Annotated in this window: 5 protein-coding genes and 2 pseudogenes; 4 read left to right on the top strand and 3 right to left on the bottom strand. The window is 64.9% G+C overall.

All coding sequences use genetic code 11. The annotated features are described in order from the left end of the window. On the top strand, positions 1 to 2,083 hold a 2,083-nt coding region (locus MOV74_RS28580), incomplete at its 5' end, for a molybdopterin guanine dinucleotide-containing S/N-oxide reductase (protein WP_246929971.1). Between the two features lie 57 nt (positions 2,084 to 2,140). Here MOV74_RS28580 and MOV74_RS28585 read toward each other — a convergent pair. Both MOV74_RS28585 and MOV74_RS28590 read right to left on the bottom strand, forming a co-directional pair. Then, positions 2,141 to 2,641: pseudogene (locus MOV74_RS28585) on the bottom strand (helix-turn-helix domain-containing protein); the annotation flags it as partial. A 257-nt stretch (positions 2,642 to 2,898) separates the two neighbouring features. Next, positions 2,899 to 3,606 (bottom strand): hypothetical protein, encoded by a 708-nt coding sequence (locus MOV74_RS28590; RefSeq protein ID WP_246929973.1) that lies wholly within the window; start codon positions 3,604 to 3,606, stop codon positions 2,899 to 2,901. A 203-nt stretch (positions 3,607 to 3,809) separates the two neighbouring features. On the opposite strand from MOV74_RS28590, the gene MOV74_RS28595 reads away from it, so the two are divergent. The 3 genes from MOV74_RS28595 (at position 3,810) to msrA (ending at position 5,641) form a co-directional block, all read left to right on the top strand. After that, the gene (locus MOV74_RS28595; RefSeq protein ID WP_246929975.1) at positions 3,810 to 4,487 is read left to right on the top strand and encodes a VOC family protein; all 678 of its coding nucleotides are present in this window, start codon (positions 3,810 to 3,812) and stop codon (positions 4,485 to 4,487) included. 83 nt (positions 4,488 to 4,570) lie between these two features. Continuing rightward, positions 4,571 to 4,993: an OsmC family protein gene (locus MOV74_RS28600; protein ID WP_246929977.1), complete on the top strand. Its 423-nt coding sequence runs from the start codon at positions 4,571 to 4,573 to the stop codon at positions 4,991 to 4,993. Positions 4,994 to 5,125: 132 nt separating this feature from the next. Further along, positions 5,126 to 5,641: a peptide-methionine (S)-S-oxide reductase MsrA gene (gene msrA / locus MOV74_RS28605; RefSeq protein WP_246929978.1), complete on the top strand. Its 516-nt coding sequence runs from the start codon at positions 5,126 to 5,128 to the stop codon at positions 5,639 to 5,641. Between the two features lie 235 nt (positions 5,642 to 5,876). Here the strand turns inward: msrA and MOV74_RS28610 are convergent. After that, positions 5,877 to 6,355, bottom strand: a pseudogene (locus MOV74_RS28610) (ATPase); the annotation flags it as partial.

The following is a 6,355-nucleotide window of genomic DNA, read 5'->3' on the forward strand; positions in this document are numbered from 1 at the left end:
CCCGGACAATCGCCGCGGCCGCGACGAGTTCGTCTCCGTGAGCTGGGAGAAGGCCCTCGATCTGCTCGGCGATGAGCTCTGCCGCATCCGCGACACGCGCGGCCCCAGCGCCGTGTTCGGCGGCTCTTATGGTTGGTCGAGCGCCGGCCGCTTTCATCACGCCCAGAGCCAGGTGCATCGCTTCCTCAACATCGCGATGGGCGGCTATGTCCGCTCGGTGAACACTTACTCGTCGGGCGCGTCCTCGGTGCTGCTGCCGCAGATTCTGGCGGGCTATGAGGATATCACCAAGCGCAACGTCACCTGGGAGCAGATTGCTCAAACCACCGACATCGTGCTGGCCTTCGGCGGCATGGCGTTGAAGAACTCCATGGTGGCCGGCGGCTCGATCAGCAAGCATGTCGAGCGCGGCGCCATGGCGGCGGCGCGCAAGCGCGGCTGTGAGTTCGTCCTGGTCAGCCCGCTGCGTGACGATCTGCCGGTGGAAGCCGGCGCCGAATGGATGAGCTGCGTGCCCGGCACCGACACCGCCTTGATGCTCGGCCTCGTCCACACGCTGGTGAGCGAAGGTCTGCACGACCAGCCCTTCCTCGATCGCTACACCGAAGGCTGGCCCACCTTCCTGCGCTATCTCATGGGCGAAAGCGATGGCCAGCCCAAACATGCCGAATGGGCCGCGGCCATCTCAGGCGTCGATGCCGAGACGATCCGAAAGCTGGCGCGCCGCGCCGCCGGCAAGCGCGCGCTGATCACCGTCTCGCATTCGCTGCAGCGCGCCGAGCATGGCGAGCAGCCGGTGTGGATGGGCATGGTGCTGGCGGCAGCGCTCGGCCAGATCGGCCTTCCCGGCGGCGGCTACGCCTATTCGCTCGGGGCGATCGGCTATTACGGCCGCCGTGTCAACGACGTGCCGGGGCCGACGCTGGGGCAGGGCCGCAACGGCGTCGCCGATTTCATTCCGGTGGCGCGCATCGCCGACATGCTGCTCAATCCCGGCACCACCTATCGCTACAATGGCGAGACGCGGACCTATCCGGACATCCGCATGGTCTACTGGGCCGGTGGCAATCCCTTCCATCACCATCAGGACATCAACCGCCTGCGCAAGGCGTTTGCGCAACTCGACACCTTCGTCGTGCACGAGCTGGCCTGGACCGCCACGGCCCGGCATGCCGACATCGTGCTGCCCGCGACGATGACGCTCGAACGCGAGGACATCGGCTATTCCACCAACGATCCCCTGATGGTCGCCATGCATAAGGTCGCCGAACCGTTCGGCCTTGCGCGCGACGACTACGATATCTTCGCCGATCTCGCCGATCGTCTCGGAGCTCGCGAACCTTTCACCGAGGGACGTACATCGCGGCAATGGCTTGAGTATCTCTACGAGCCGACCCGCGCCTCGCTTGCCAGGCGCGGTCTGGAAGCCCCAAGCTTCGACGAATTCTGGGCGCGCGGCAGCCTTGTCGTGCCGCAGCAGCCCGATGACGGCGGCCGGCTGCGTCGTTTTCGCGAAGACCCGGTCAATCATGGCCTGCCGACGCCGAGCGGCCGCATCGAGATCTTTTCGAAGAAGATCGCAGGCCACGGCGACGCGGATTGTCCCGGTCATCCGGTCTGGCTGGAGAAGACCGACATGCCGAAGCGAGGAGCGCCATGCTTCCTCGTCGCCAACCAGCCGGTGACGCGCCTGCACAGCCAGCTCGATTTCGGCGGACATTCGCTTGCCGCGAAACATCGCGGCCGCGAGGTCGCGCGAATGAACCCGGTCGACGCGAACGCGCGTGGCATTAGGGATGGCGACATCATCCGCCTGTTCAACGAGCGCGGCGCGTGCCTTGCGGCGGTCCACGTCACCGACGGCATCGCGCCCGGCGTGGTGCAGCTTCCGACCGGCGCCTGGTACGATCCGATGGATCCCGAGGACGAGGCGCCGCTCTGCGTTCACGGCAATCCGAACGTGCTCACCCGCGACATCGGGACCTCATCCCTGGCGCAGGGCTGTACCGGTCAGCTGACGGCGGTCGAGGTCGAGAAGTTCACCGGCAATCTGCCGCCGATCCGCGCGTTCGATCCGGTGTAGGGAGCGGCGTGCCGCGGACGCAGCGCAGCGTCCCTTCGACGGTGCGTTGCCGTGTGCTTACGCGGCTGCGCTGGTGATCCAATCGCGATCGGCAGAAGGACGACGCCGCGGAGGTGCTTCGACCGCGAGCCCTTCACCCTTGCTGGCGAGGCGCCAGCGCGCCGGAGACTCGCCGCTGATGCGCTTGAAGACGGTCGAAAAATGCGCCTGCGTGCTGAAGCCCACGGCCAGCGCGATCTCCGCCAATGGACGCTCTGTGGTTGCGAGCAGCGCCTTCGCATGCTCGGTCCGCTGATGGAGCAGATATTCCCGAGGGCGGTAGCCGGTCGCGGCGCGGAATTGTGCTGCAAAGTGCATCCTGGACAGGCCGGCGACATTGGCGAGCTCGGACAGGCTGATGCAGCGGTCGAAATGATCGGCGACATATTGCTCGACGCGCCGCAGCCGCCATTTCGGCAAGGCATTGACCCTGACGCGCGGCAACTCCATCCCCGTGCATTGGCTGTCCCGGGCGATGACCGGTGTACGGCGAAGAATCTCGGGATCCCGCGCGTCGCCCGGACCATCGGCATGCGCCGCCTGCAAATTGTTCGACATCGCTCGTCCTTTCCTGGCTTGCGCCTGTTTGCGACGCCGGCAGACGCGCAAACCAATGCTTTCCATGTTCGGAGGATAGGGCTGGGTCGGCCGTGACGCCCGTTAGGGGTGATGAGGATCTGTTAGATTTTGTGCGTCTGCGTTTGGGTGCGACAGCCCGCCGCAGGAGCGCGTCGTTCGATGCTCGCAAATCCGATCCAAACTTGAAGCCGTCGGCGTTACTCGAAGACGGCATCGAAAATCTCGACATCCATGAGCACGGGCTTGGCGATCACGGATCCGTCCGGCTGCATGGCCTGAATGCGTCGAAGCGTCGGCACCACGATGCCGCCGAAATTGTCATGCGCCCAGGAGGAGTGTGCGACCTTCATCCCGAAGAGCGCGTGATCCGCGCGCCGCTGCAGGGCGCTCTGGTCGAAATAGAGGATCTGCTCCGACGCGAGCGTGACCAGGTGCGGCGGAAATTGCGCTCGCAACCGGCGCCAGGTTTCGGTGCTCCGCTGCCAAGGCGACAGCTCCTCGATCACGACATCGGGGTGAGCAAGCAGGAATGGAATCGTCAGATAACTCCAGATCGCGACACCGCAGAAGAAGACGAGATGCAGCTCGTCCGCAAGCGCGGGCGAGCCGGCCTCGGCAAACGCTGGGACGGGGTTGCTCCAGGTCTGCAGGACCTCACCATCCAGCTTCTCGATGGTGATCGCGTCGGGCTGAAAAGAGCCGGAGCGTTCGCCTCCGGTGATGCCGGTGAAGCGGAGCGATTGTGTCCGGGTCGAGCCCTCCGCGGTCACGTCCTTGAATTCCCGGGCATGTCCGGCGTTGGCGAACAGCGTTCCGCCAATGGAAAGGTGGAGCGTGAAACGGCTCAAGCTGTTCCAGCGGGTCATTCCGCCGCTGGCATCGATCACATCGTCTAGAAGCGCCATGTCCCGCCATGTCCACCGAGCAATGTCTCCACCATGGCGGCGCGCGTGCGGCTTGGCGTGTTAGAATGTGTTAGGACTTGCGAGCCGGGCGGGCGGCGATATCCTGTTGAAGATACTCTCAATTCAGGCCGCTCAGACGCCCGCCGCCGCATAGCGGCCCTTCATCCGTAGTAGCGTGCTCACATCAGGGAGCTCGACACGACATGACCACTATCGAAACCGATCCCGAACTCTCGACATCGCCCAGCGCCGACTGGAAGCTCGAAGTCGTCGTGATCCCCGTGTCCAATGTCGACCGCGCCAAGGCGTTCTACGCGCGCCTTGGTTGGCGGCTGGACGCGGACTTCACCTCGGGAGACGACTGGCGTGTGATCCAGTTCACCCCGCCTGGCTCGGCCTGCTCGGTGATCTTCGGAAACAATGTGACTGCCGCCGCACCCGGCTCGGTGCGAGGGCTGTACCTGATTGTCGCCGATCTGGAGGCGGCACGACGGGATCTGCTCGACCGCGGCGTCGAAGTCAGCATGCCATTCCACGGTGCCGGCGACGTGCACGCCGGGCCGGACGAGCCGTACCTGTTCGGCAGTAATCGGATCAGTGGCGCCGACCCCAACCGCGGCAGCTACAGCTCCTTTGCATCGTTCAGCGATCCCGATGGCAACGGCTGGCTGTTCCAGGAGGTGACAACGCGACTGCCGGGGCGCATCGCGGGCGGCGGCACGACGTTCGCTTCGCAGGCGGAGTTGGCGGCCGCACTCCACCGGGCGGCGGCGGCGCATGGCGAACATGAGCGGCGGACCGGTGGACATGATGAGAACTGGGCGGAATGGTACGCCGATCACATTGTGCGCGAGCAGGCCGGCCAACCTCTGCCGAGCTGAAGCCGCAACGTTGCTCGCCCGCCACGCCAATGTCGCCTTGCTCCGGTAAGGAGCCCGGTACTGAAACGACAGGGAGAACTGACATGATCCGCAAAGCAACGGCCGTCTGGAAAGGCACCGGTCGCGATGGAACTGGCCATCTGACCAGCGAATCGGGCGTACTCGCGCAGACGCCCTATTCGTTCAAGACGCGTTTCGAGAATGAGAAGGGGACCAATCCCGAGGAGTTGATCGCAGCGGCCCATGCAGGTTGCTTTACGATGGCGCTGGCCTTCGGCCTTCAGATGGCGGGATTCACGCCCGACGAGCTCTCGACCGAAGCCGCCGTGACCCTCGAGCCCGAAGGCAAAGGCTTCAAGATCAGCAAATCCGCGCTGACCTTGCGTGCCAAGGTGCCGAACCTCGACGATGCGGGTTTTGCCAAGATCGCCGGCGAGGCCGAGAAAAACTGCCCGGTGTCGAAGGTGCTCAACGCAGCGATCACCCTCGACGCCAAGCTGGCTTAAGGCGAGCATCCCGGGTCCACCGGGCCTAGGGGCACAGGTGGATACGCGTCAATAGCATGGCTTTCGGCCGGGTGGCCGAGAGCCTATGTTAGGGGCACGGAACGGACCGAGCAATCAATCGGGAGCGGAGATATGACGACAGAGCGCGCAGTTTTGGCCGGAGGCTGCTTCTGGGGCATGCAGGACCTGATCCGCAAGCAACCGGGCGTGATCTCCACCCGGGTCGGCTACACCGGCGGGCACGTGAAGAACGCGACCTATCGCAATCACGAAGGTCACGCCGAGGCGATCGAAATCATGTTTGACCCCGCAAGGACCAGCTTCCGCACCATGCTGGAGTTCTTCTTCCAGATCCACGATCCCACCACGCTCAATCGCCAGGGTAATGATCTCGGCACGAGCTACCGCTCGGCGATCTTCACGACGAGCGAGGAGCAGAAGAGGATCGCCGAAGACACCATCGCCGACGTCGAGGCGTCGGGCCTTTGGCCGGGCAAGGTGGTGACCGAGGTCGCGCCCGCAGCCGAGTTCTGGGAAGCCGAGCCCGAGCATCAGGATTATCTCGAACGTTATCCGGACGGCTACACCTGCCACTTCATCCGGCCCGGCTGGAAGCTGCCGCGCCGCGCGGCTGCTGTCGGAGGCTGATGAAGAAAAAGGCTTGATCGTTGCCGCGACGGAGCTGCACGCCCTCTCCCGCTTGCGGGAGAGGGTCGGGTATCTCCGCAATGGGACAATCCCCCAGAGGAGAAAGCCCTCACCCGGCGCGCGGGACGATGCTTCGCATCGCCCGGACGCGCCGACCTCTCCCGCAAGCGGGAGAGGCAAGTAAAGCCGCGGCAATCGATTCAACCTAACGAAATTCCCCGTTAGCGCACATCGGTCAGTTCCTAAGCTGCGCCATCAGCTCGCGGGCCGAGCGCATGTCGGCGATCTCGGAGCCCTCGGCGAACGATCCGGTGACATTCTTCAGAATGGCCCGAGCCTCCGCGCTCTGGCCTGCGGCCATCATGAACCGCGCGAGACTGGCGGCACAGCGCAGCTCCCAGAAGCGCGCGCCCTGCTCGACGGCAATGTCGATCGCCTCGCGAAAGTGGGCCTCGGCGTGCTCCGAATGCCGCGGGCTCTTGAGCATCAATTCTCCCTTGATGCGGATCAGCTCCGGCAGATACCAGCGCTCCTGCCGGTCGTTGCAACGGGCGAGGACGTCCTCGATCATTTCGAGGCCACGTTCGATTTGGCCGGCCTCCAGGCAGCACGCGGCGAGCTCGCCGAGCAGCGGGAGAAAGCGCGGCAGGAAGCGCGCGTCGCCGGCACGATTGAGCTCTTCGCGCAGCAGCGGCAGGCCCGTTGCGACGTCCC

The organism is Bradyrhizobium sp. SHOUNA76 (assembly GCF_023006445.1).
Lineage (GTDB): Bacteria > Pseudomonadota > Alphaproteobacteria > Rhizobiales > Xanthobacteraceae > Bradyrhizobium.

Coding starts and splice junctions, on each gene's coding strand:
- MOV74_RS28590 (WP_246929973.1), bottom strand. CDS start 3,606: ATGGCGCTTCTAGACGATGTGATCGATGCCAGCGGCGGAATGACCCGC.
- MOV74_RS28595 (WP_246929975.1), top strand. CDS start 3,810: ATGACCACTATCGAAACCGATCCCGAACTCTCGACATCGCCCAGCGCC.
- MOV74_RS28600 (WP_246929977.1), top strand. CDS start 4,571: ATGATCCGCAAAGCAACGGCCGTCTGGAAAGGCACCGGTCGCGATGGA.
- msrA (WP_246929978.1), top strand. CDS start 5,126: ATGACGACAGAGCGCGCAGTTTTGGCCGGAGGCTGCTTCTGGGGCATG.